20 protein-coding genes and 1 tRNA gene are annotated in these 22,418 nt (G+C 62.3%); 14 read left to right on the forward strand and 7 right to left on the reverse strand.

Annotated features, from left to right (window positions below):
* Nucleotides 1–74: 74 nt before the first annotated feature.
* The gene (locus ACFQ6Y_RS23030) at nt 75–1,409 is read right to left on the reverse strand and encodes a DUF4185 domain-containing protein (protein WP_378538534.1); all 1,335 of its coding nucleotides are present in this window, start codon (nt 1,407–1,409) and stop codon (nt 75–77) included.
* Between the two features lie 266 nt (nt 1,410–1,675).
* Here ACFQ6Y_RS23030 and gdhA point away from each other — a divergent pair, with 266 nt between their 5' ends.
* The 4 genes from gdhA to ACFQ6Y_RS23050 all read left to right on the forward strand — a co-directional run bounded on the left by gdhA (nt 1,676) and on the right by ACFQ6Y_RS23050 (nt 5,687).
* Complete coding sequence (gdhA, locus tag ACFQ6Y_RS23035) at nt 1,676–3,019, forward strand: NADP-specific glutamate dehydrogenase (protein ID WP_317556274.1); 1,344 nt, start codon at nt 1,676–1,678, stop codon at nt 3,017–3,019.
* Between the two features lie 490 nt (nt 3,020–3,509).
* On the forward strand, nt 3,510–4,769 hold the full coding sequence (locus ACFQ6Y_RS23040; RefSeq protein WP_378637546.1) for a PucR family transcriptional regulator: 1,260 nt from the start codon (nt 3,510–3,512) through the stop codon (nt 4,767–4,769).
* 362 nt (nt 4,770–5,131) lie between these two features.
* Nucleotides 5,132–5,275, forward strand: coding sequence for a hypothetical protein (locus ACFQ6Y_RS23045; protein WP_003945326.1), 144 nt, complete (start codon nt 5,132–5,134; stop codon nt 5,273–5,275).
* 244 nt (nt 5,276–5,519) lie between these two features.
* Nucleotides 5,520–5,687 carry a hypothetical protein gene (locus ACFQ6Y_RS23050; RefSeq protein ID WP_003945367.1) on the forward strand — a complete coding sequence of 56 codons (168 nt, stop codon included), beginning with the start codon at nt 5,520–5,522 and terminating at the stop codon, nt 5,685–5,687.
* 132 nt (nt 5,688–5,819) lie between these two features.
* Here ACFQ6Y_RS23050 and ACFQ6Y_RS23055 read toward each other — a convergent pair whose 3' ends face one another.
* The 3 genes from ACFQ6Y_RS23055 to ACFQ6Y_RS23065 are packed head-to-tail and all read right to left on the reverse strand — an operon-like array spanning nt 5,820 to nt 8,420.
* Entirely contained in the window at nt 5,820–6,065 is a 246-nt protein-coding gene (locus ACFQ6Y_RS23055; RefSeq protein WP_283304040.1) for a hypothetical protein, read from the reverse strand.
* Nucleotides 6,066–6,078: 13 nt separating this feature from the next.
* Nucleotides 6,079–7,251 (reverse strand): fatty acid desaturase family protein, encoded by a 1,173-nt coding sequence (locus ACFQ6Y_RS23060; protein ID WP_378449692.1) that lies wholly within the window; start codon nt 7,249–7,251, stop codon nt 6,079–6,081.
* A gap of 35 nt (nt 7,252–7,286) precedes the next feature.
* Nucleotides 7,287–8,420, reverse strand: a complete 1,134-nt coding sequence (locus ACFQ6Y_RS23065; RefSeq protein ID WP_378637550.1) for a ferredoxin reductase — start codon at nt 8,418–8,420, stop codon at nt 7,287–7,289.
* A 168-nt stretch (nt 8,421–8,588) separates the two neighbouring features.
* Between ACFQ6Y_RS23065 and ACFQ6Y_RS23070 the strand changes: the two genes are divergently transcribed.
* The 3 genes from ACFQ6Y_RS23070 to ACFQ6Y_RS23080 all read left to right on the forward strand — a co-directional run bounded on the left by ACFQ6Y_RS23070 (nt 8,589) and on the right by ACFQ6Y_RS23080 (nt 11,056).
* Entirely contained in the window at nt 8,589–9,284 is a 696-nt protein-coding gene (locus ACFQ6Y_RS23070; RefSeq protein ID WP_378637553.1) for a TetR family transcriptional regulator, read from the forward strand.
* 35 nt (nt 9,285–9,319) lie between these two features.
* Nucleotides 9,320–10,159: an alpha/beta fold hydrolase gene (locus ACFQ6Y_RS23075; RefSeq protein ID WP_378449689.1), complete on the forward strand. Its 840-nt coding sequence runs from the start codon at nt 9,320–9,322 to the stop codon at nt 10,157–10,159.
* Between the two features lie 75 nt (nt 10,160–10,234).
* Nucleotides 10,235–11,056 (forward strand): acyl-CoA thioesterase, encoded by an 822-nt coding sequence (locus ACFQ6Y_RS23080; protein WP_378550162.1) that lies wholly within the window; start codon nt 10,235–10,237, stop codon nt 11,054–11,056.
* Here the strand turns inward: ACFQ6Y_RS23080 and ACFQ6Y_RS23085 are convergent.
* Nucleotides 11,046–12,407, reverse strand: coding sequence for an MFS transporter (locus ACFQ6Y_RS23085; protein ID WP_378449687.1), 1,362 nt, complete (start codon nt 12,405–12,407; stop codon nt 11,046–11,048). The two genes, ACFQ6Y_RS23080 and ACFQ6Y_RS23085, sit on opposite strands and share 11 nt — an antisense overlap.
* Nucleotides 12,408–12,535: 128 nt before the next feature.
* Here ACFQ6Y_RS23085 and ACFQ6Y_RS23090 point away from each other — a divergent pair, with 128 nt between their 5' ends.
* From ACFQ6Y_RS23090 to lysA, 5 genes are all read left to right on the forward strand, one after another.
* The gene (locus ACFQ6Y_RS23090) at nt 12,536–13,102 is read left to right on the forward strand and encodes a PadR family transcriptional regulator (RefSeq protein ID WP_378637565.1); all 567 of its coding nucleotides are present in this window, start codon (nt 12,536–12,538) and stop codon (nt 13,100–13,102) included.
* On the forward strand, nt 13,099–15,129 hold the full coding sequence (locus ACFQ6Y_RS23095; RefSeq protein ID WP_378550167.1) for an FAD-dependent oxidoreductase: 2,031 nt from the start codon (nt 13,099–13,101) through the stop codon (nt 15,127–15,129). Before ACFQ6Y_RS23090 ends, ACFQ6Y_RS23095 begins: the two co-directional genes overlap by 4 nt.
* A 19-nt stretch (nt 15,130–15,148) precedes the next feature.
* Nucleotides 15,149–15,952: a mycolate reductase gene (gene cmrA, locus ACFQ6Y_RS23100; protein WP_019749133.1), complete on the forward strand. Its 804-nt coding sequence runs from the start codon at nt 15,149–15,151 to the stop codon at nt 15,950–15,952.
* Between the two features lie 172 nt (nt 15,953–16,124).
* Entirely contained in the window at nt 16,125–16,562 is a 438-nt protein-coding gene (locus ACFQ6Y_RS23105; RefSeq protein WP_378637568.1) for a hypothetical protein, read from the forward strand.
* Between the two features lie 135 nt (nt 16,563–16,697).
* The gene (gene lysA, locus ACFQ6Y_RS23110) at nt 16,698–18,041 is read left to right on the forward strand and encodes a diaminopimelate decarboxylase (RefSeq protein ID WP_378637571.1); all 1,344 of its coding nucleotides are present in this window, start codon (nt 16,698–16,700) and stop codon (nt 18,039–18,041) included.
* 19 nt (nt 18,042–18,060) lie between these two features.
* Here the strand turns inward: lysA and ACFQ6Y_RS23115 are convergent, their stop codons facing one another.
* Entirely contained in the window at nt 18,061–19,809 is a 1,749-nt protein-coding gene (locus ACFQ6Y_RS23115; RefSeq protein ID WP_378637573.1) for a helicase HerA-like domain-containing protein, read from the reverse strand.
* Nucleotides 19,810–19,929: 120 nt separating this feature from the next.
* Here ACFQ6Y_RS23115 and orn point away from each other — a divergent pair, with 120 nt between their 5' ends.
* Together orn and ACFQ6Y_RS23125 are read left to right on the forward strand one after the other, a co-directional pair.
* Nucleotides 19,930–20,529: an oligoribonuclease gene (orn, locus tag ACFQ6Y_RS23120; protein WP_024487359.1), complete on the forward strand. Its 600-nt coding sequence runs from the start codon at nt 19,930–19,932 to the stop codon at nt 20,527–20,529.
* Nucleotides 20,530–20,613: 84 nt separating this feature from the next.
* A tRNA-His gene (locus ACFQ6Y_RS23125) sits at nt 20,614–20,686 on the forward strand.
* A gap of 336 nt (nt 20,687–21,022) precedes the next feature.
* Here ACFQ6Y_RS23125 and ACFQ6Y_RS23130 read toward each other — a convergent pair.
* Nucleotides 21,023–22,192 carry an Ig-like domain-containing protein gene (locus tag ACFQ6Y_RS23130; RefSeq protein ID WP_378637685.1) on the reverse strand — a complete coding sequence of 390 codons (1,170 nt, stop codon included), beginning with the start codon at nt 22,190–22,192 and terminating at the stop codon, nt 21,023–21,025.
* Nucleotides 22,193–22,418: the final 226 nt, after the last annotated feature.

The raw sequence follows: 22,418 nt of genomic DNA on the forward strand, positions 1-22,418 counted from the left end.
ATATCAGTGCCCACAGAAACTATGGCCTGCAACTCGATCGAGTTGCAGGCCATAGTTGTCGAACGTTGTTCGGGCTAGCGGTCTTCCGGCATGGTGACTTCGAGGACGCGAGCCTCACCGGTGGTTGCGGGGTCCGGTCGATCGCGCGAATCCGACGACGCCATCTGGAGTCCGTTCAAATCGGTCCGCATGTAGATGACGTTGTAACGGTCCCACGTGGTGGCGACGAATTCGAGGAACTGTCCGCTCGCCCAGGGGTGCATGAATCCGCCGTACAACGCGGGCAACGTGATTCCGCTCAACAGGGTCTGCGTACCGCTCCACGGGCCTTGCGGTTGGTCGGCCTGACGGATCACCAGATTACCCTCGGCACTGGTGTACATGGCAACGTACTTGTTCAGGTAGTCGTTCCACTGCACTGCGAGTTCACTGACCGGTGCCTTGATGACCTGAACGGCATCGGTATCTCGCGGACTCCAACCGGAGCCGTCCCAGTACTCGTAGGCGCCGAGGTTTCTGATGTCGGCGCCGGAAACTCGCGCCAGGATCGCCTTACCGAAACGACCTGAGGGAGTTCCGTATTCGTAAATGTAGCCGTCGCGTCCGTCGAGGAAGGCGCTCTGCTGGAAGTTGGAATTGATCGGCGATACTGCCGGAATCCCCGGAATGCCGAGTCCTTCGGTATTGGCGCGAACTGTCGCCGGATCGAGTTCCCAATTCTCACCGTTGTCCGTGGAGGAAGCCAGAGCCGAGTAGTTGGTGGTCCAAGCTCCGGGTTCGTCCCACGACCGAACGGACATGAATCTGATGTACTGCACACCACCGTAAGAGATTCCAGCGGTCGGGATGGTGGTGAACTCACCCGGAATGCCGAATCCCGGAATGATCTCCTTGGAATGATTGGGGCCGTCCAGCGGAGAACTGTCGATCTTCATACCGTCGGCGATGGCGGTGTCGTTGCTGCGGAACAACACGTTGCTGCGCCAGTCGTCACCCGGGATGTCGCAGTCGCCCACTGTATCGCCGAAGGCCATCAACACGTCGTGATCCGGCCCCGAAAGGCCGTTGTCCCACATGATTCCGAGGTCGGTTCCCGACACGTTGAACCGCTCGATGGTGTTGTTGGGACTGCCTGGGCCAGTGACCATTTCTATCGCCTTGGTCCGGCCGGTCAGCACCGGTAGAGCGCCGTTGGGGGCGCCGGTGATCCAGGGCAACGCGTTGGCGAGGGATCCCGTACCAGCTGAACCATTGTCGAGTGATCCGGTCAGCGAGCCGAGCGAACCTGTCATCGATCCGGCGGAACCGCTTCCTCCCGAACCACACGGTCCACCGATCGCCGAAGCAGACGGCGCCCCGGCAATCGTCGCGGCAATCGTGACAACGCCTATCGACAACATCGCCGACATGGAGTGTTTCGTACGCACATGCAGCCTCTCTGATCGTTCACGCTCGGACCACAGGGCACAGTGATCCCCCGACTGCAGAAGCAAACCATTTGGACTGTGTTAAGAGAGTGAAAGCTGAGCAAATTGTTATAAAACGCCCGTTCAACTGACACAAGTGACAGCTGTGTCCGATTTCACCTTCACAGGACAGTTGTCCGATACAGCAATAAAGGCGCCTAGTATGTAACGGAAATGTAAAAGAGTTCTCACAACGAGGTAGGTGAGCGGTGTCCGTACGTGACCGCGTAGCGCAGATTTACGATCAGGTTTTGGTTCGCAATGCAGGAGAGCCCGAGTTCCATCAGGCCGCCGCAGAGGTCTTCGAGTCTCTTCACGTAGTGCTCGAACGCCACCCCCGCTACGCCGACGCCGGACTCATCGAGCGGCTCTGCGAGCCGGAACGCCAGATCATCTTCCGCGTGCCGTGGACCGACGACCAGGGCAACGTTCACGTCAACCGTGGCTTCCGCGTGCAGTACAACAGTGCACTCGGCCCCTACAAGGGCGGCCTGCGTTTCCACCCCAGCGTCAACCTGGGCATCGTGAAGTTCCTCGGCTTCGAGCAGATCTTCAAGAACTCCCTCACCGGCCTGCCTATCGGCGGCGGCAAGGGTGGCTCCGACTTCGATCCCAAGGGCTGCTCGGACGCAGAGGTCATGCGCTTCTGTCAGTCCTTCATGACCGAACTGCAGCGGCACATCGGTGAATACACCGACGTCCCGGCCGGCGACATCGGAGTCGGCGGTCGCGAAATCGGCTACCTGTTCGGCCAGTACAAGCGGCTGACCAACACGTACGAGTCGGGCGTCCTCACCGGCAAGGGCATCACCTGGGGTGGATCGCAGGTTCGCACCGAGGCCACCGGCTACGGCGTCGCGTACTTCGTCGCCGAAATGCTCAAGGCGAAGGGTGAAGGCCTCGAAGGCAAGAACGTCGTGATCTCCGGATCCGGCAACGTCGCCATCTACGCCATCCAGAAGATCCACCAGCTCGGCGGCGTCGCAATCGCATGCTCGGATTCCTCGGGATACATCGTGGACAAGAAAGGCATCGATCTCGACCTCCTCAAGGAGATCAAGGAAGTACGCCGCGGCCGCATCAGCGAGTACGCAGACGCCGTTCCGCACGCCGAGTTCATCGCCGACGGGTCCATCTGGGACGTGCCGTGCGACGTCGCACTCCCCTGCGCGACTCAGAACGAACTCGACGAAGATGCCGCAAAGACCTTGATTGCCAACGGCGTTCAGGCCGTTGCCGAAGGCGCGAACATGCCCACCACCCCCGGCGGCATCCAGCTCTTCCGTGACGCGAACGTGGCCTTCGCCCCCGGCAAGGCAGCCAACGCCGGTGGCGTTGCAACCTCTGCTCTCGAAATGCAGCAGAACGCTTCGCGTGATTCCTGGAGCTTCGAGTACACCGACGAGCGCCTTGCCGGAATCATGCGCGGCATCCACAAGCGCACCATCAACACCGCTGCCGAGTACGGCAAGCCGGGCGACTACGTTCACGGCGCCAATATCGCCGGCTTCGTGAAGGTCGCCGACGCCATGATTTCGCTGGGCGTCATCTAGAGATTTCGCAACACAGACGGCAGCACAGAAAAGGGTGCCTCCCGCCTGAACCGGTCCCCCTACGTCGGACTGGTCGAATCAACACCTAGGCCTCGAGGGCCCTGGGTCCGCGACAGCGTCGGACCCAGGGCCCTCGACCGTGATCTGAGCAAATCGCCCGCGACGTACCCGCAGGCGACGGCAATGATCCCAGACGGAACTCGTGGTGTCCTCCGAATCCGTTTCCGCTCTGACGTCGGAAAACATCGTAAATGGACGATTGTTTAGTTCGGCGACGCGTGGGGCATATGGACTTATCTTCACATTTGTCCATTTCACAGTTGGACATTCGTTCATGTGGTAGAAATCACAACGCCTGGCGCAATTCGATCCGCAGATTTCAGCGGCGAGTATGCCCCCGAACAAGGCCTCAGCGTGTACCCCGCTTCGTAACGCGCCGAGCCTCCGGGTGCCTGTGCCGCGCGACGCATCTGTCTAGAGGAGGCCACCCATGTCCCCAGCGCTGCTGAACAACCCGGGACCGCTCATGCTGGGAGGCAAGCCCGCCTCCACAGCGGTCAATGACGTCATCCCACTGGCAAGCGATCTCGTAGATCACTTGTCCCGCGCCAACCCGACGTTGACTTCCCTCCAAACGGAGGCAGTACGTCGGGAGTTGATCGCGGTAATCGTGCAGGGGCTTCAAGTAGGGATCCAGCTATTGGATCACCGCAAACTCCCCACCGACCAAGACCTGGACGGCATTCACACCATGACCGTCCAACAAGCACTGAAAGGCGTGCCACTCAGCGCAATTCTCAGCCTGACGAACGAGGGCATCAGCACTTTTCGCACCCTCATCCTCAGTCGAGCCGACGCCGGGGACTCCGCCAATCTCGGCGATCTCAACGAGTTCTTGTTTGCACTGGCACAGCGGCTTCACTCGTTCATCTCGATCAGCTATCTCGCGGCTCTTCCGGCCGGTTCCCAACTCGGCGAATACTCCGCCGGCGCCCTCGTGAAAGCCATGCTCGACGGCGACGATCCCACCCAACTCGCGCTCCAGATGGGCATTGAACTCGCACCCCGCTATCTCGTCCTGCGACTGATGGTGAACCTGCCGCCCACGCGAACAGGAGCCCGCAACGGCACGCACCAGCGCATACAGGCCTATCGCGATCTCACGGTGGTTCAGGCAAAGATCGCGGCCCACTTCGGCTCGGCACTGCTCGAAGCGCCTGCACCGCAACGCGGTCTGGTCCTGATCGAGGGCACTCCCGACTGGAAATCGGTGTGCGAGGTCATCCAAAATGCGCGCGCGACGGTCGGCGTGGAGATCACGGCCATCGGTGAGAGTGCCGCCGTCGGAGACATCGCCGCCGCCCAGGCAACAACACATGAATTGGCGCAACTCGTGCGGCGCCTGAGACTGCCGGCGCGGTCATACCGGATGGAGGACCTCGCGCTCGAGTACCAACTGACGCGGAGCGGCGCGGGCCGCGACAGCTTGATCAACCTACTCAAGCCACTCCACGGCAATCCGGAACTGTTGCAGACACTGTCCATACATCTCGCGAACGGCCAGCACCGCCAGCGCACCGCGTCGGCACTGGGCCTGCACACGAACACCGTCGACAACCGGATCAAGCGCATCGCCGCCCTGACTGGATTGGATCCGGCTCTACCCTCTGAGCTGCTCAAACTGCGCGCTGCGATGATCTCGCTTTCTTTCGCCAGCACTGATGTGGACAACCGTCCAGCGAAAGTGTGAACACTCACACCCTCGCTATTAGCTCTCCACGAATGGTGGCCTCGACCCCACTTTTCCGCACCGAGCCGGGCTATAAAAGTGTGGTGCGAATCACCGCGCAAACCAGTAACAATTAAGGGGAACCACATGATCAACGGCCAGGACAACGCTCTCCTCGGTGCCTTCTTCGACACCATCCTGCAGCTCTTCAACGCGGGCAGCACCGGCACGGGCTCGACGGATGGCGGCGGCGTCTCCTAGGACGAATCGCGGGCCCTGTGCGAGATTCTCTCGCACAGGGCCCGCTCCAAGCCGCCTGACACTGTGAGGGCGGTGACCACGGTGACCACCATGTCGCCATCGCTGAAACCAGGAGCCAGCACATGATCGCCGCACCAACCACAGGCGCTTTGGCCGTCGTCTTGAACACCGTCCTTCAGATGTTCAACGCGGGCAGCAGCTTCCTCTACACCGACAACTCTCCGATCGGCGGCGGCGGCGAAACTCCCACGACGCCTGCTCCCTGATCGACTTACCCGCTCGCACCACAAACGTCGCGGCGCAGACAGGAATCACCGTGATAAACCCGCACACCCAGGGCAGCCTGGTTATCGACTTCGGCTCACTCTCCAGGGCACTCGGCTTCGGCAACGGCTCGATCGTGTCGCTCGGCAGCACCGGAAGTGCCTGAAAAAGCCGTCCTGACTACGTCGACGATCCCGTCGCCGCTCACATTCTCACCACATCTCGAAACAGAAAGCAGGTCTCCCTGTGCCTACAATCCCGCTCACCGGCGACCCCATCGTCATCAACATCATCGTCCAGCTACTGAGCGCGGGCAGCAGCAACGCGCTCGCTTTGGGCGGGGTCGGCAGCAGCGGTCTCGGTAGCACCGGGCTCGGCAGCTTCGACTCGGCGAGTCTCGGGAGCGCTGCTTAGCATCTCCCGCTGATGAGTGGCTGATTCACCGCCATTGATCGGTATGCAGTCCATGAAACCGACGTTGCCCTCCGCCACAAAGGACGGAGGGCAACGTCGTCGGTCACGCCGAACGGGTACGGCGCAGTCGGATCAACGCCAGTCTTCAGGCGGATCGGTGTCGTCGTGTTCGATAGTCACGGATTCCGAACGATCGTCGGCCGCAGCTTTTTTCGCCGCTTCACGCATCTCGATACCGTCGGACACCCAGTCACCGATCTCGCGCGTCACGTCTCGAACTGCCCCGGCGATGATCATCGCGATGGAGCCGACGTGGTTGGCTGCACTTTCCGTCAACTCCTGGACGGTGTCCTTGCGGCGTTCGAATTTCCCGACCATCAAAGTGTGCCTCTCAGGCTGCTGTTCGCTGGCGCTCGACGATAACACCGGGAGGGGTCTTCGACTTGACCAAACCGGGCGGCAGAGCGAGCTTGAAGATCTTGCCCCACACAGAACCGATCTGCTTGAAGAACCCACCGGTGTTGTACGGCAAACCGTACTTCACACACAATTCTTTCACCTCGGGAGCCAGTTCCGGATAACGATGCGCAGGCAAGTCCGGGAACAGGTGGTGCTCGATCTGGTGCGAGAGGTTGCCGGACATGATGTGGAAGAGCGGGCTTCCCTCGATGTTGGCGCTGCCGAGCATCTGACGCACGTACCACTGCCCGCGAGTCTCGTCGGCCGTCTCGTCCTCGGTGAAGCTCTGGACGCCGGTGGGGAAATGGCCACAGAAGATGATCGAGTAGGTCCACACGTTTCGCACCAGGTTGGCGGTGACGTTGCCCGCCAGAGTGGTCACGAACAGCGGTCCCGTGAGAACCGGGAATATGACGTAGTCCTTGAGGACCTGCTTGCCTGCCTTGTTCCACCAACCCTTGAGTAACGGCTTGACGTCGTGCCACTTGCGTTTACCTTGGATGACGTTCTCGATCTCGAGGTCGTGCATCATCACGCCCCACTCGAAGAGCACCATCAAGGCAAAAGCCCAGACCGGATTACCGAGGTAATAGGGGTTCCACTTCTGCGCGTCGTCGATACGCAGGATGCCGTATCCGATGTCGCGGTCTTTGCCGAGAATGTTGGTGTACGTGTGGTGCATGTAGTTGTGCGAGTGGCGCCACTGGTCGGCCGGGCACACCGTATCCCATTCGAAGACTTCGGAATTGAGCCCGGGTTCACGCATCCAGTCGTATTGACCGTGCATGACGTTGTGGCCGATCTCCATGTTGTCGAGAATCTTCGACACACTCAATGCACCGACGGCCGCGAGCCATACCGGGGGGAGGAAGCCGAGGTACATCAAGCCGCGACCCGCGACCTCGAAACCACGCTGCGCCTTGATGATCTTGTAGATGTACTCCCGATCCTCAGCACCGAGTGAGGCGACGGTGCGATCACGCAGTGCGTCCAACTCGCGGCCGATCTCCTCAACCTGCTCGTACGTCAGGACAACAGGAGCGTCGTTCTTCGCATCGGAACCGTTGCCGAGGAAAGGGAGGGTGGGAAGTGAAAGTCCAAACATGTCGGTCTCCAGACAGTCGTGAGAAAAATGGGACTTCAGATGTCGACGGTGACGTCGCCGACGGGAGCGCTGACGCACAGCTGGATCTTCTTGTCCGGCTCGTCGTCGGTCTCACCGGTGCGCACGTTGCGGGTACGACCCGCCTTCTTGACGGAGGTGCAGGAGAAGCAGATTCCCATCCGGCATCCGTATTCGGGATTGAGGCCCGCAGCTTCTGCTTGTTCGAGCAGTGTTTCGCCGGAGTTCTCGGCTGCCACTCCACTTTTGGTGAATGACACCTCGCCGCCGGCCTCACCTGGCTCGGCCACCGCGGGTGCGAACTCCTCGGTATGGAGCAAGTGCTCGACGTCGACCTCACGGAACACCTCGCGCACTCCCCGCATCAGTCCGGGAGGCCCACAGAGGTAAGCCTGGGCGTCGACCGTTTCCGGATCAGCGATCCACGGGGCCACCGCGTCGAGGTGCGCGCGGTCGAAGAAACCTTCGAGATCACCTCCACCGCTTTCGGTGTACACGAGTACCAGTTTCACGTTCGGGTTCTGCTCGGCGATGGTCTTCAGGGCGCGCGTGTATGCCACGTCGGCATCGGTGTTCGCGTAGTGCACGAACACGATCTCGCCCGAATGATCCTCGTCCACGAGCGTCCGCAGCATCGACATCACCGGGGTGATTCCACTGCCACCACTGATCAACAACACCCGGCGCGGGCGGTCGACCGGGAGGGAGAACACCCCGTCTGCCTGCGAAAGACTGACTACAAGTCCCGGCGCAGCGTTGGCGTACAGATACTGCGACACCAATCCACCCGGATGAGCCTTCACGGTCAGCTCGATCAGCCCGTTGCGCGTAGACGCGCCCCCGGCCGGCGAGTAGCACCGAGTGTGACGAATACCGTCGATCACCACGCCCAACTGCACGAACTGGCCCGCCTGAAATCCACGCCACTGGCGAGTCGGACGCAGCGTCAGCGTGACGGAGTCTGCGGTCGGGTGGTCGACGGAAACAACCTGTGCGCGAATGTCACGAACGGTCGCCATCGGGTTGATCAGCTCGAGGTAGCGATCGATCTGATGTGGGGCGGCCATGGCTTCGATCAGTCCCACCAAGGACAGTCCGCGCCGAGATGCGGGCTTCGGTGTCGTGTTCTCAGGAGCAGATGCGATTGTCATGACCCTCCTCGTGTTTCGATTGCCGGGTAAATCGTTTGCCGGGCTGGCTTCCCCCGACTGCGTGAATTCAGTGTACAAATGTTCACCGAAGATAGTGTGACAGGTGCACACAAGTACATGTCAACAAGAATGTGACCCGAGTTACACGAGTTGCCGAAAGGAGCCGGGATGCCTGTACCTACACTCGACGTCGTGACGAAGGCCGGACCGGTGAGCCCAGAGAACAGGGAACCCGACAACAGGGAACCGGAAAGCCGTGCCGCCAAAAAGGAGCGCACGCGCCAATCCCTCTTGGACACGGCAATGGACCTCTCGGCCGACCGAGGCTTCGCCGGAATCAGCTTGCGAGAGGTCGCCAGGGAAGCCGGGATCGTTCCGACTGCGTTCTATCGCCACTTCGCTTCACTGGAAGATCTCGGCGTTGTCCTCGTCGAGGAAAGCATGCGCATGTTGCGTCAGATGCTGCGCGACGCCAGGCGCAACCCCAGTACGAAGGACGCCACTACGTCACTGGGTATCCTTGTGCGACAGGTGCATACACACGAACGACAGTTTCGATTCCTCTGCCGTGAACGCTACAGCGGCGTCAGCGAGGTGCGACGCGCGATAGCCACCGAAATGCGGTTGTTCGTCAGCGAATTGACCCTCGATCTGTCCAGAATTCCCGGACTCGAAAGCTGGTCGTCGGACGATCTGGAAATGGCCGCCGATCTGATCGTCTCGACGATGTTCGGTGCCGTCGTCGAACTCCTGGACGCCGGGACTGCCGGATATCGCGACGAAGCCGCCGTCATCACACGAGCAGAGAAGCAGCTGCGGATCATCATGCTCGGAATGGCCACCTGGAATCCACCTCGAAACTGACCTCGGGTTCACCTTTTCGACGTACGGTGAGAGCCATGTCTTCCACGAGTACATTCGAAATCCCCGTTGGCGACCTCACCTTCGACGTACTGATCTCGGGCCCGGACGACGGTATTCCGCTGGTAGCGCTGCACGGATTCCCGGAGAGCGCCGCATCCTGGGGCAAGGTCACGCCGCAACTGACCGCTGCGGGATACCGCGTGATCGCACCGAATCAGCGCGGATACTCCGCGGGCGCACGCCCGGAAGGTGTCGATGCCTACCGCATTGAGCACCTGGTAGCCGACGTCGTCGGATTGCTCGACGCACTCGGTCTGCCAGACGCACACCTTGTCGGCCACGACTGGGGTTCGGCGGTCGCCTGGCAGGTCGCCGGTCGCCATCCGAACCGGATCCGCAGCCTGACCGCGATCTCGGTCCCCCACCCCACAGCTTTCGGCTGGGCACTACGCGAGGACGAGGACCAGAAGCAACGCTCGTCGTACATCGGACTTCTCCGGCAGGAAGGAAAAGCCGAGGAAGTGTTGTCGGAGGACAACTTCCGCCGGCTGCGCGCCATGTTCGACGGCCAGATCGATCCTGAATTCGCCGACGAGCACATTCGTGTCCTGAGCGGGGCGGGCGCGCTGACCGGCGCCTTGAACTGGTACCGCGCGATGACGCGCGACTTCGGCGACATCGATCGCACCACGGTGCCGACCACGTACGTCTGGAGCACCGGCGACTCGGCGCTCGGCCGGGCAGGCGCAGAACGCTGCGGTGAATTCGTCGACGCGCCCTACGAGTTCGTCGTCCTCGAAGGCGGGAGTCACTGGGTCCCGGAAGAGCGAGCCGAAGAGTTGGCCGAGGCCATCCTCGCACGTGCGGGATCCTGACCGAAGCGAAGAATGCGGCTCTATGTATGTTGTCATACATAGAGCCGAATTGATTCCACCACCAGGAGTTCTGCGATGACCGAGACCGCTGCAACACCCCATCCTTTTGACGCTGCTGTCGGCTTGACGTCGCTCACCGCCGGTTTGTCGACCGGCGAAACCAATGCGGCGTACAACAACATGGTCGGACCTTTCGGCGGCGTCACTGCTGCCACGTTGCTCGAATCGGTATTGAAGCACCCCGAGCGACTGGGCGATCCGCTGTCGTTGACCGTCAACTTTGCCGGTCCGATCACCGAGGGCGCTTTCGAGATCTCCGCCCGCCCGGTGCGCACCAACCGCTCGACGCAGCACTGGTCGATCGAACTGTCTCAGGACGGCACCGTCGCCACGACCGCCACGGCAGTGTTCGGCACGAGGCGTGAGACGTGGTCGTCGACCGAGATCACGATGCCGGAGGTTCCGTCGGCCGAAGACGTTGCACTGCTGCCGTTCCCCGAGTTCATCGCCTGGGCACAGAACTACGAGATGCGGTTTGTCGAAGGTGCGATCCCCGACCTGGAGTCGGGCGAGCACCCCGACTCGACTACGACGCTCTGGGTGCGCGATCAGCCGGCACGCGCTCTCGACTACACGTCGTTGACCGCACTGTGCGATGTCTTCTTCCCACGAGTTTTCCTGCGCCGAGGCAAGATGGCACCGGCCGGAACGGTCTCGATGACCATCTACTTCCACGCCGACACTCAGGCGCTGACCGAACAGGCGGACAATTCAGTCCTGGGCACCGCGCGGACTCAGCGGTTCGGCAACGGGTACTTCGATCAGTCGGCCGAAATATGGGGCAGTGACGGCGCATTGCTCGCTACGACACACCAGTTGGTCTACTTCAAGGACTGACAATCACCGCACTGTCCCCTTCCGGCGCCTTGACCATCGACAGGGCGGCGAGGCCGACACCGAGCACTACCAGCAGTCCGATGATGCCGGCGCGGTCGGCGCCGAAGAGCCATGCGAACAGGCCGAACAGTGTCGGCGCGAGGAACGACACTGCTCGGCCTGTTGTCGCATACAGGCCGAACATCTGACCTTCACGCCCGGGCGGGGTGATGCGCGCCAAGAACGTTCGTGCCGACGACTGAGCAGGTCCGACGAACAGGCAGAGCGCGAGTCCGAAGATCCAGAACATCACCGGCCCTGACACCGCGATCAATATCGCGCCGACCACGATCATCGACGCGAGCGAGACGGTGATGACCTGCTTGGGTCCGATCCGATCGTCGAAGCGTCCGGCCACCAGGGCGCCGATCGCGGAAATCACGTTGGCGGCAACACCGAAGAGCAGGACGTCTGCTGCGCTGATTCCGTAGACGTTGACGGCCAGCACGGCTCCGAAGGTGAACACACCCGCGAGTCCGTCGCGGAAGAGTGCGCTCGCGATCAGGTACCAGATCGTGCGCCTGTCGACGTTCCAGAGTTCACGCAGATCCCGCCACAACACCCGATAGGAGTCGAGGAATCCGGCCTTCGACGCGCCCGGATCGACCGCGGGGCTGGGCAACTCGGGAACCTTGAAGAATACCGGGATCGCAAAAATCGCGAACCATACTGCGGCCAGCAGTGCCACCATCCGGATGTTCATACCGCCGTCGGTGGTCAATCCCAGGAATCCCCGAGTGTCGCCGTCGCCGACGATGAACCCGAAGTAACACAGCAACAGCAGCACGATTCCGCCGAAATATCCCATAGCCCAGCCGAAGCCGGAGACTCTACCCAGATTCTCCGGTGTCGACACCTGCCGCATCATGGCGTTGTACGGCACGCCGGCAAGCTCGAAGATCACCGAACCGATTGCGAGCAGTACCAATCCGAGCCATAGGTAACGGTAGTTGTCTTCGACGAAGTAGAGGCCCGCCATCGAGAGCACGGTGATGCCGGTAAGTATCGCGAGCGAGAGTTTGCGTTTGCCCGACGCATCGAAACGCTGTCCGGTGATCGGAGCGAGTATGGCGATGAAGAAGCCGGCAATTCCGAGAGCCCAACTAAGCCATGTAGTTGCCGAAATCGTGCCGGGCAGGTCGTCGCCGACCGCGTCGGTGAGATAGACCGAGAAGACGAACGTGAGGATCACGGCGTTGAATGCGGCCGATCCCCAATCCCACAGCCCCCACGCGAACACTTGACTCTTCGTGGCCGCACCACCGATGCCTGCGGGTGGCTCGGCCTGCGTGCTTGTGGACTCGGCGCTCATACGGCGAAGCCTAACTGTGCGCAGGCGACTCGGCGCCTCTCTCCGAGGTCGACATACAGGGCGTTCTATGCACCCGAGTTAGTACGCACTTAGTTGCATACGCACCTGAGTGCATAGATACTTTTTACATGGCACTCGAACATGCGTTGCTCGTCTCCCTTTCCGAACAGGATGCGTCGGGATACGACCTCACACGCCGGTTCGACAAGTCGATCGGTTTCTTCCACAGCGCGACGCACCAGCAGATCTACCGAGTCCTCAAGCGAATGGACGAGGCCGGCTGGGTGGAGGTGGAGGCCATTGCGCAGGACGGCCGCCCGGACAAGAAGATGTACCGCGTCAGCGACGCCGGCCGCGCCGAACTGACCCGATGGATCGCCGAGCCGTCCGAACCGAACCACCTGCGCAACGAGTTGGCCATCAAGATCAGGGCCGCAGCGCACGCCGATCTCCCCGCTCTACGGCGTGAAGTCGCTCGCCACCGCGACGGCCACGCCGCCCGCCTCGACGTCTACCGACTCATCGAGAAGCGTGACTTCCCCAATCCAGCAGCACTTTCCGGCTCTTCGCTGCATCAGTACCTCGTACTTCGCGGCGGCATCCGCGTCGAAGAAGGATTCACCGACTGGTGCCAAGAAGTTCTGGACGCATTGCCCACTGGCGAGAACGCCACGGAAGGAATTTCCCAGCCATGACGGATACACAGTTCCCCCGCCTGCTCGAACCGCTCGACCTCGGATTCACGACGCTGAAGAACCGCGTCGTCATGGGATCAATCCACACCGGCCTCGAGGATCGCGCGAAGGACACCGACCGCTTGGCCGAGTACTTCGCCGAACGCGCACGTGGCGGTGTCGGTCTGATCATCACCGGCGGCTACGCACCGAACCGCACCGGTTGGCTGTTGCCGTTCGGCGCCAAGTTGACCAACCGCGTCGAAGCGCGTCGTCACCGCCGGATCACCAAGGCGGTTCACGACGCAGGCGGAAAGATCGCCATGCAGATCCTGCACGCGGGCCGATACAGCTACCAGCCGTTCAGTGTCTCCGCGTCGTCGATCAAGGCGCCCATCAACCCGTTCCGTCCGCGCAAGCTGACCGGCCGCGGGGTGCGTTGGCAGATTCGCAACTACATTCGCTGCGCGCGCCTGGCCAAGTCCGCGGGTTACGACGGCGTCGAAATCATGGGCGGTGAGGGCTACTTCATCAACCAGTTCCTCTGCGAGCGCACGAACAAGCGCACCGACCAGTGGGGCGGCAGTTCCGAGAACCGTCGACGCCTTGCTGTCGAAATCGTGCGACGCACACGCAAGGCCGTCGGCCCGAACTTCATCATCGTGTTCCGGTTGTCCATGGCAGACTTGGTCGAGGGTGGTCAGACCTGGGATGAAATCGTCTCATTGGCAAAGGAAGTCGAAGCTGCCGGCGCCACGATCATCAACACCGACATCGGGTGGCACGAGTCACGGGTGCCCACCATCGTCACCTCGGTTCCCCGAGCAGCCTTCGTGGACATCACCGGCAAGCTCGAGAAGCACGTCGACATTCCGGTAGCGGCCTCGAACCGGATCAACATGCCTGAGACTGCGGAAGAGATCCTCAACCGCGGTGACGCACAATTGATTTCCATGGCCCGGCCGATGCTCGCCGATCCCGACTGGGTAAACAAGGCCGAGCGCGGAGCCTCCGACGAGATCAACACATGCATCGCCTGCAACCAGGCCTGCCTCGACCACGCATTCGTGCACAAGCAGGTCTCCTGCCTGCTCAACCCGCGCGCGGGCCGCGAGACCACACTGATCCTCTCCCCCACTCGGCGGACCAAGAACCTCGCCGTGGTCGGCGCCGGCCCCGCCGGACTTTCCGCGGCACTCAATCTTGCTCAGCGTGGTCATTCGGTCACGTTGTTCGAGGCTTCGGACAAGATCGGCGGACAGTTCGGGATCGCACAGCTCATTCCCGGAAAAGAAGAGTTCGCCGAAACCATTCGCTACTACACGCGAATGCTGGACGTGGCCGGAGTGACGGTCAAGCTCGAAACCCGCGTCGCACCAGCAGATCTCATCGGCTCTTTCGACGAAGTGGTGGTTGCCACCGGAGTGACACCGCGCGTTCCCAAGATCCCCGGCATCGACAACCCGAAGGTGCTGACTTACGCCGAGGTCGTCCGAGAGGGCAAGCCGGTCGGTAAGTCCGTCGCCGTCATCGGTGCCGGCGGCATCGGCGTCGACGTCAGTGAATTCCTCACCCATCCGACCTCCCCCACCCTTCATCTGAAGGAGTGGAAGCAGGAATGGGGCGTCACCGAACCCGAGATGGCGCCGGGCGCGCTCACCACACCGGTACCGGAACTCTCCGAACGTGAGGTCTACCTCCTCCAGCGCAAGCCCGGACGCATCGGTGCCGGACTCGCGAAGACCACGGGCTGGGTCCACCGGGCAGCCCTCAAGAACAAGGGCGTGCACGAACTCTCGGGCGTCAACTACGAGCGCATCGACGACGCCGGTCTGCACATCACGTTCGGTGAGAAGCACGAGAAGCCCCGGCTCCTCGAGGTCGACACCATCGTCATCTGCGCCGGGCAGGAATCGGTTCGCGACCTCGTGGACGAACTGACCGTCGCGGGTGTGGTGACCCACATCATCGGTGGCGCCGATGTGGCAGGAGAACTCGATGCCAAGCGTGCCATCGAACAGGGCACACGACTGGCCGCGAAGATCTGACCGGCTACGCTGACTGATCGTGAGCCTGCCGACACCCACAACCACAGCCCGCGCCGTCGTGACCGGCGCCTCCTCCGGCATTGGAGAGGCACTGGCCGCTGATCTGGCATCACGCGGACACTCCCTGATCCTCGTCGCCCGTCGCGGCGAGGTCATGGAGGTCCTCGCCGAGAAGCTTCGCGCCGCACACGGCGTCGAGGTGGAAGTCCGTGCATCGGACCTCTCCGACAGCGCGGCGCGTGCCGTTCTCGTCGAGGAACTCGGTGGCCGCGACATCAGCATTCTGTGCAACAACGCCGGGATCGCCACCTTCGGCCCGATCGCCGAACTGGACCCCGCGTACGAGCGTGACCAGGTCGAGCTCAACGCCGTCGCGGTTCACGACCTCACCCTGGCCGTACTGCCCGGCATGCTCGCCCGCAAGTCCGGAGCGATCCTGATGGTCGGTTCCGCGGCCGGCAACATGCCGATCCCCAACAACGCGACGTACGCCGCCACGAAGGCGTTCGTGAACACGTTCGCGGAATCGTTGCGTGGTGAACTCAAGGGCACCGGGGTGAACGTGACCCTCCTCGCCCCGGGCCCTGTCCGGACCGAAACTCCGGACCCGGCCGAAGCGTCCATCGTCGACAAGCTCGTTCCGGACTTCTTCTGGATCTCGAGCGAGTACACCGCCAAGGTCTCGCTCGACGGCCTGGCCGAGAACAAGATGCGCGTCGTACCGGGCATCTTGAGCAAGGCGATGTCCGTCGCCGGCGGCTACAGCCCCCGCGCCGTCGTGGCGCCCATCGTGGGCACGTTCTACAAGAAGCTCGGCGGCTGATTCACGCAAACTTCTTAGACCACGCCATAGCAGACCATATAGTCGGTTAATGGCGATGCGACGAACACTGGCGGTAGGGGCAATCCTTCTTGTGACCGGAGGGTTGCCCTTACTGCTGCCTGCGACGGCGAACGCGTGCTCGTGCGCGTCATCGGCCTCACCGGAAGAAGCAGTGAGCGTCTCCAGCACTGTCTTCCTGGGGACTCCGACGGAGAAAACCTCGGACGGGTTCGAGGACACCTATCTGTTCGACGTCAGCCGCGTCTACAAAGGCGATCTTGCGTCGGTGACGTCGGTGGGGACACTCGCGAACGGGAACGGTTGCGGCACAAGCTACGTACTCGGAACCGAGCAACTGATGTTCGTTTCGGCGCCGTACGACGTCGACGCCGAACACGAGGGATACAGCTGCGGACCGGCCACCGAAACCGGGTTCGACATCCAAGCGGCGGTCGAGTCCGTGTACGGCCCCGGTTACGCCCCACGCGCCGGCGGAGTTCAGTCCGTTGGCGTATCCGTCGACAGATCGGCGGTGATCGGCGGAACCGTGGCAGTGGCATTACTCGCGGTGCTCGGCTGGTTCGGATGGAAGCGGCGAGGGAAACAGTGAGTCGAGGCCGTCAGAGCCGCGTCAACCTCGTTCGACGGCGCGTCAAGTAAGCGTCAAGACTCCTCCCACCGGCGATCGTCGGGAGTAGATCTGAAAGTAGCCCGCAACACGGCGGGACACCTTCAGGAGATCGACGTGACGCTACTCGAAATCTTCCCCTCCCTACGCGGCGCAATGACGCCTCGTATGGATCCTGCGTTGTGGCCCATCAGCACTCGCCACGATCAAAGCGGGCGTGTCTGCATCGGCGACGTCTCCCTCGAAGAGATCGCGGACCAGTACGGCACACCGACGTACGTTGTCGACGAGGCGGACGTGCGGCACCGCTGCCGCACGTATCGAGAGATCTTCCCCGACTCGGAGATCGTGTACGCCGGCAAGGCGCTGATGATCCGTGCGATGGCTAGCTGGGTCTCCGACGAGGGCCTCGGGGTAGACGTCTGTTCGGCCGGCGAACTTGCCATTGCTCTTGCCGCGGGCGTGGACCCGAAGCGAATCATCCTGCACGGCAACGCCAAATCGGTTGCCGAACTGAGAGCAGCGGTCAACGCCGGTGTCGGCCGGATCGTCCTCGACTCCCCCAGCGAAGCGGTACGCTTGGCGTCGGTGTGCACCCGCCCTCAGAAGGTGCTGATCAGAGTCACACCCGGCGTCGACATACACGGACACAAGGCAGTGTCCACCGGCATCTTGGACCAAAAGTTCGGTTTACCAGCATTTTCCGAAGAACTGGAACGTACCGTGTCCGTCGTCGCCACCGCGACGCACCTGCAACTCATCGGCCTGCATTGCCATCTCGGCTCCCAGATCACCGATCCCGAACACTTCCGACCCGCGATCGAGACGATGATCGCGCAGATGGACGACATTCGACGCACACACCGAATCATCCTCACCGAACTCGATCTCGGTGGCGGCCACGGGATCGCGTACCTACCGGGAGATGCCCAACTAGATCTGACCCGCCTCGCTCACGTCATCGACGATACCCTCGACGACGCCTGCACCCGAAACCGCTTCCCTCGCCCCGAAATCGTGCTCGAGCCTGGCCGGGCGATCGCTGCGCGCGCCGGAGTCACGCTCTATCGCGTACAGAACATCAAGTCGATCAGCGGCGGACGGACCTTCGTTTCCGTCGACGGCGGGATGAGCGACAATCCGTGGGTGTCGTTGTACAACAGCCGTTACGACGTCGAACTGGTGAACCGACATTCGAGCGCACCGCTCCAGGAGGTCACGGTCGCCGGGCGGCACTGCGAATCGGGCGACGAAATCGCCGTTGGCGCCAGGCTTCCCGCCGACCTACACGAAGGCGACCTGCTGGCAGTGCCGTGTACAGGTGCCTACCACCACAGCATGGCGTCCACCTACAACAGCGTCGGCCGGCCGCCCGTCGTCGCTGTGCTCGGCGGTATTGCGCGGCCGTTGATCAGGCGCGAATCGATCAACGACCTGCTGGCCCGCGAGGTCGGTATCTGACCTCGCGGGCGTCGAACCCTCAGCGCTTGCGGCGGCTACCGGTCCCGAAAATGTTTCTCGAAATCTCCCGTCCCGCAGCCGAAGCCGCGGAGCGCAGGAAACTCTTGACGGCCGAGTTGCCCAAGATCTGCTCGGCGATATTGGGGCCCTCCGGTTCGGCCGGCGGCGGTGGTGGCAGGTCCGGTAGCGACGGCAGATCCAGGGACTGATCCGCCGTCGGAGCACCGGCCACCTTCGCCGTCAACTTCTCGTACGCCGACTCGCGGTCGATCGTCTGGCCGTACTTCTGATTGAGGGGACTCGACGACGCAGCCGCCTTGATCGCGTCGTTGCCGATGGTGTCCATCAGCGACCTCGGAGGACGAATCTTGGTCCAGGCCACCGGCGTCGGCGCACCCTTCTCCGAGAGCACGGTCACGATGGCTTCACCGATGCCGAGTGAAGTCAGCGCCTTCTCCAAGTCGTAGTGCTCGGTCTTCGGGTAGGTGCGGACAGTCTTGTTGAGTGCCTTCTGGTCGTCGGGCGTGAACGCACGAAGAGCGTGCTGGACGCGCGCACCCAACTGCGACAGAACCGAATTGGGAATATCGGTCGGAAGCTGCGTGCAGAAGAACACGCCGACGCCCTTCGAGCGAATCAGCTTGACCGTCTGTTCGACCTGCTGCAGGAAGGCCTTCGACGCGTCCGCGAACAGAAGGTGCGCCTCGTCGAAGATGAACACCAGCTTCGGCTTGTCCAGATCTCCCTCTTCCGGCAGCGTCTGGAACAGATCCGCGAGCACCCACATCAGGAAGGTGGAGAACATCGCCGGGCGAGCCGCCTGGGCACCGAGTTCGAACAGCGTGATCACACCGGCACCGCCGACGACCCGCAGCAGATCCTCGGTTTCGAGTTCCGGTTCGCCGAAGAAGGTGTCACCGCCATCGGCTTCGAGGTTGACCAACGCGCGCAGAATCACTCCTGCCGTAGCCGAGGAAACTCCGCCGATACCCTTCAGATCCGCCTTGCCCTCAGTACTCGTCAGGTGGGCGATGACCGAACGCAGATCCTTGAGGTCCAGCAGTGCGAGGCCCTGAGTGTCGGCCCAGTGGAAGATCAGTCCGAGAGTCGATTCCTGTGTCTCGTTGAGGCCCAACACTTTACTGAGTAGGATCGGCCCGAAGCTGGTGATCGTCGCGCGCACCGGGATACCGATTCCGTCAGTACCCAACGACAAGAACTCGACCGGCATCCCTGCGGGAGTCCACGAATCGTCGCCCGTCTCGACTGCGCGAGCCTTCATCTTTTCGCTTGGTTCCCCCGCCTTCGACAGCCCCGAGAGGTCGCCCTTGACGTCGGCCATCACGACCGGCACACCCGCGGCGGACAGCTGCTCGGCAATGCCCTGCAGCGTCTTGGTCTTGCCGGTACCCGTCGCACCGGCGATCAGGCCGTGACGGTTGATCGTCGCCAACGGAATCCGCACCCGCGCGGAGGGATCTGCCACTCCGTCGATCACCACCGAGCCGAGCTCGAGTGCCCGCCCCTCGGATGAGTAGCCCGCCGCGATTTCAGCTGCAGCACCCGACGGCGTCGCGGCAGCGGGGGTGTCGGGGGTGGCTCCTGCGGATGCTTCGGCCTCAGCGGCAGCAGCTTCCTTCTCCGCTTCCTCAGCAGCTGCCGCAGCTTCAGCGGCAATCCGAGCGGCTTCGGCAGCGGCGGCCTTTGCAGCTTTCGCCTTCTCCGCCGGCGTCAGCGGCGCGGCTCCGTCCTTCGGATCCACGGTCATCGAAAGCCCTCCTCGTTGCAATGCGGCGAAGTTCTTGTCATCACCCGAGCGCAGTCCTGCACGCACCCGAGTTTCCACCGCAGACCTTATCCCGCGCCCACGCGCACTACTGTGTTCCTGGTGCAGGACAAATTGGTATGGATCGATTGTGAAATGACCGGGCTGCGACTCGAGTCCGACAAACTCATCGAGATTGCGGCTCTGGTGACCGACAGCGACTTGAACATCTTGGGCGAAGGTGTGGACATCGTCATCCACGCCGACGACGACGCGTTGGCTGCCATGCCCGACGTCGTGAAGAAGATGCATGCAAAGTCGGGACTGACCGAAGAGGTCCGAAAGTCGACGGTCACCCTCGCCGAGGCGGAGAAAGAAGTGCTCGCGTACATCCGCAAACACGTTCCCGTCGCCGGTACGGCGCCCTTGGCAGGTAATTCCATCGCCACCGACCGCGGGTTCATCTCACGCGACATGACGGCGCTGGACACCTACCTGCACTACCGGATGATCGACGTCAGCTCCATCAAGGAACTCTCCCGCCGCTGGTACCCGCGAATCTACTTCGGTCAGCCCGAAAAAGGTCTCGCCCACCGAGCGCTCGCCGACATCAAGGAATCCATCCGCGAACTCAAGTACTACCGCGGCACTGCATTTGTCGCGGCGCCCGGACCGTCGAGCGCGGAGATCGCAGCCGTCGTAGAGGGCTTGGGTCCCGCCTGACCTGCCGATTGGCATCCTGACCGACTTTCGCGCTAGTATCTCTTTCGTCAAAGCAGCCGGGCCAAACCGGTGGCCGAGGCAATGGTGGGCGTAGTTCAGTTGGTAGAGCACCAGGTTGTGATCCTGGCTGTCGCGGGTTCGAGTCCCGTCGCTCACCCAAGCGGAACCCCCGAGAATGTCGAAAGACATTTTCGGGGGTTCTTTTGGTTTGTGCCCCCACCCCACCCCATCCCCAATCTCCCCCTCCACTTCGGGTGAACGTATCGCTCCCCTTTTCTGACAGGGGCAGCGATACGTTCACCCGAAGTGGGTGGGGTGGCGACCGCGACAAATCGCGCACACCCGAGCAACCCGTGCCCGGGCAGAGCGAACGCACCTCTCAGCGCCTCAGATAGACCGAGAGGCACTTTCGCTCACACAAGGCGTGCAGATGCAGAATGCCCCCAACCGGACGGTCGGGGGCATTCTGACGTTCAGTGCTTCAGCGGCGCGCTCAGACGTCCGCGTTGCCGGTCTTCCAGACACTCCACGGGATGTTCCAGTCGCCGAGCCCGTCGGTGCCGGAGAGCGTGCCGCCGACGGTGTTCTTGACCACGACAATGTCTCCGCGCTTGGTGTTGTCGTAGACCCACTTGGCGTTGGACGGGCTCAGGTTGAGGCAGCCATGGCTGGTGTTGGAGTAGCCCTGCTGCCCGACCGACCACGGCGCCGAGTGGAAGAAGATGCCGCTGTAGGACATTCGGGTCGCCCAGTCGACGGGAGTCTTGTAACCCTGCGCCGAGGTGACCGGGACGCCGTACGTGGACGAGTCCATGATCATGTTCGCGAAGCGGTCACCGATGATGTAGACGCCGTTGTCGGTGGGAGTGCTGTCCTTGCCCATGGAGGTGGGCATGGTCATGACAGTCTCACCGTTGACCTGGAAAGTGACCTGCTTGGTGTTGTCGTCCGCGGTGGCGATGACGGCGTCACCGATGGTGAAGGAACTCTTCGCGTCTTCCTGCCCGAAGACTCCCTTTCCGAGATTGCGCCCGTACACGTTGACGTTCACGTCGACCTTGGTGCCCGGTGCCCAGTAGTTCTCCGGACGCCAGCGGACCTCACGATTGTTGACCCAGTAGAACGCACCTTCGACGGCCGGAGTCGTGGTGACGGTGATCGCCGCCTCGGCAGCCTTGCGATCGGGGATGTTCTCGTCGAACTGCACGGCGATGGGCTGACCGATGCCGACCACGTCGCCCTCGTTCGGCAAGACATATGGCTTGGTGACGTTGCCGGGTGCGCTGGTGGTGAAGGACGTGACCGTCGTACTGGCGCCGCCCAATCCGTACGCGCGGGCTTCGATCTTGTACTTGCGGTTGTATCCGAGCGGCTCGGTGGTCGTCCACGACGCTCCGTCGGCGGTGATAGCGCCGGCAACTGCCTTGCCGTCCTGATTGACCATCGTCACGTCGGACAGAGCGCCGTCGGCGACGTTGATCTTGACCGGGTCTCCCGGCGAGAAGCCGACAGCGCCGTCGGCGGCAGTCGAGGTGAGCTTCGGCTTGATGAGTTCGGTGAGCGGATTGGAATCGATCGGCGCCGATCCCTCGGTACTGACATCCTTGCCACCCGACGTGCACGCGGTCATCAGAACGAGCGCACCGAGTGACACCGCGATCATCGCCGCGCCCTTCGACGCTCGACCGTTCCCCCCGCGCACGGACAGACCCCACCTTTGACGACTCATCGTTCGACTCCGCTTCACAATTTCTCCGACTAACTTCCGCGTCACATGCGAATCCCACTTACCGGAAGGCAAGTGGGACTTGCGGTATGACTGCGCTGCACCAATGATGCCAGGCGCGCTCGTTACCAATGGTCATGAAGGGCCACGCCGTCAGTAACGT

Source organism: Rhodococcus sp. NPDC056516, from assembly GCF_042794655.1.
Classification (GTDB): Bacteria; Actinomycetota; Actinomycetes; order Mycobacteriales; family Mycobacteriaceae; genus Rhodococcus_F.